The organism is Streptomyces sp. M-16 (assembly GCF_052114405.1).
Classification (GTDB): Bacteria; Actinomycetota; Actinomycetes; order Streptomycetales; family Streptomycetaceae; genus Streptomyces.
This window is the reverse complement of record NZ_JBFRER010000274.1, coordinates 1-2288: the sequence shown is the minus strand read 5'-3', so window position 1 is coordinate 2288 and position 2288 is coordinate 1. Positions and strand designations below refer to the sequence as shown.

Annotated in this window: 1 protein-coding gene; it reads right to left on the bottom strand. The window is 72.7% G+C overall.

The features are described from left to right. Positions 1 to 2288, bottom strand: a 2288-nt coding sequence (locus AB4039_RS42020) for a type I polyketide synthase (protein WP_442273282.1), incomplete at both ends; no start/stop codon positions are given.

Here is a 2288-nt window from a genome sequence, read left to right as displayed (position 1 = left end):
TGTGGAGCTGGTGGCCCATGTGGGGGCGTTGGCTGCCCTGCCCGGTGAACATGAACGCGAGGCGGCCGTCGTGGTCGGTGGCCTTGCCCTGGACGAGGCCGGGGTGTGTGGTGCCCCGGGCGAGAGCGTCGAGCCCTTCGAGGAACCCGTCGATGTCATCGGCCAGGACCGCCGCACGGTGATCGAAGGAAGTCCGCGTGACCACCAGCGAGCGGCCCACCTCCGCCGGGCGCGGTGCCGGCCGGGTAGCGACCATGTCACGCAGTCGCGCCGCCTGTTCCCGTAGCGCCTCGGGGTTGGGCGCCGACAGCACCCACGGCAGCGGGCCGCCGGTGGCGGGCGCGTCATCGTCCGGGCGGACGCTCTCCGCGGCCGGCTCGGCCGCCTCCAGAATCAGGTGGGCGTTGGTGCCGCTGATGCCGAAGGAGGAGACGGCGGCGCGGCGGGGGCGCTCTTCGCCCGGCTGCCAGGGGGTGGCTTCGGTGAGGAGGGAGACGGCTCCGGCGTCCCAGTCGATGTGGGGGCTGGGTTCGTCGGCGTGGAGGGTCTTGGGGAGGAGGCCGTGGTGCATGGCCATGACCATTTTGATGAYGCCGSCGACGCCGGCTGCGGCCTGGGTGTGGCCGATGTTGGACTTGAGGGAGCCCAGGCGCAGGGGTTGGTCGGCGGGTCGGTTCTGGCCGTAGGTGGCGAGGAGGGCCTGGGCTTCGATGGGGTCGCCAAGGCGGGTGCCCGTACCGTGCGCCTCGACGGCGTCCACGTCCGCGGGCTCCAGGCGGGCGCTCGCCAGGGCCTGCCGGATCACCCGCGCCTGCGACGGACCGTTGGGGGCCGACAGGCCGTTGCTGGCGCCGTCCTGGTTGACGGCACTGCCCCGGATGACCGCGAGGATCCGGTGGCCGTTGGCCTGCGCGTCCGACAGCCGCTCCAGCGCTAGCACGCCCACGCCCTCGCCCCACGCCGTGCCGTCGGCGTCCGCGGAGAAGGCCTTGCAGCGGCCGTCCTCGGACAGCCCGCGCTGCCGGCTGAACTCCACGAACATGCCGGGCGACGCCATCACCGTCGCACCACCGGCCAGGGCGATACCGCATTCCCCCTGACGCAGCGACTGCGCGGCGAGGTGCAGGGCCACCAGGGAGGACGAGCACGCCGTGTCGACGGTCACCGCCGGCCCCTCCAGCCCCAGCGTGTACGCCACCCGGCCCGAGGCCACGCTCGCCGTGTTGCCGGTGAGCAGGTACCCCTCGTACCCCTCCGCGGGTTCGTGCAGCCGGGGCCCGTAGTCCTGCGACATGGCGCCTACGAAGACACCCGTCGAGGAACCGCGCAGTGAGGTCGGGGCGATCCCCGCGCGCTCCAGCGCCTCCCAGGAGGTCTCCAGCAGCAGCCGCTGCTGGGGGTCCATGGCGGCGGCCTCGCGCGGGGAGATGCCGAAGAAGGCGGGATCGAACGCGTCGGCGTCGTGGAGGAAGCCACCGTGCCGAGCGTAGGTCTTGCCGGGCCGGCCGGGCACCGGATCGTACAGCTCCTCCACGTCCCAGCCGCGGTTGACGGGCAGGCCGGAGATGGCGTCGCCGCCCGCCTCGACCAGCCGCCACAGGTCCTCCGGCGAGCTGAGCCCGCCCGGGTAGCGGCAGGCCATGCCCACGATGGCGATCGGCTCGTCGGAGATCCGCGCGGCGGTCACGTCCCCGGCCGTGGTCCCGGCCGCGCCGTCCGTGAGCTCCGTCAGCAGGTGCTCGGCCAGCGCGGCGGGGCTCGGGTAGTCGTAGATCAGTGTCGAGGAGAGGCCCAGCCCCGTCACGGCGTTCATCCGCCGCTGGAACTCCACCGCGCCCAGCGAGTCGAAGCCGAGCTCCTTGAACTTCTCGGTGGGATCGACCGAGTTCGGCGTCACGTGGCCGAGCACGGTCGCAACGGCCGTACGGACCAGCTCCAGGAGGAGGCGCTCGCCCTCGGCCCGCGACACCGCGCCGAGGCGCTGGGCGAGCGACAGCTCGACGGGCTCCGCCTCTTCCCCGACCTCCGCGGAACCGGTCGCGCGCGGGGCGGCGGTGGCGGTGGTGGTGGGAACGATGTCGATCCAGTGGCGTTGGCGTTGGAAGGGGTAGGTGGGGAGGGGGGTGGTGGGGGTGTGGGGGTAGAGGGTGTTCCAGTTGATGGGGTGGTTGGTGGTGGTGTGGAGGGTGGTGAGTGTGGTGGTGAGGGTGTGGGGTTCGGGCTGGTTTTTGCGGAGGGTGGGGATGAAGGTCGCGGTGGTGTTGGTGTGTTGGGCGAGGGTGGTGAGG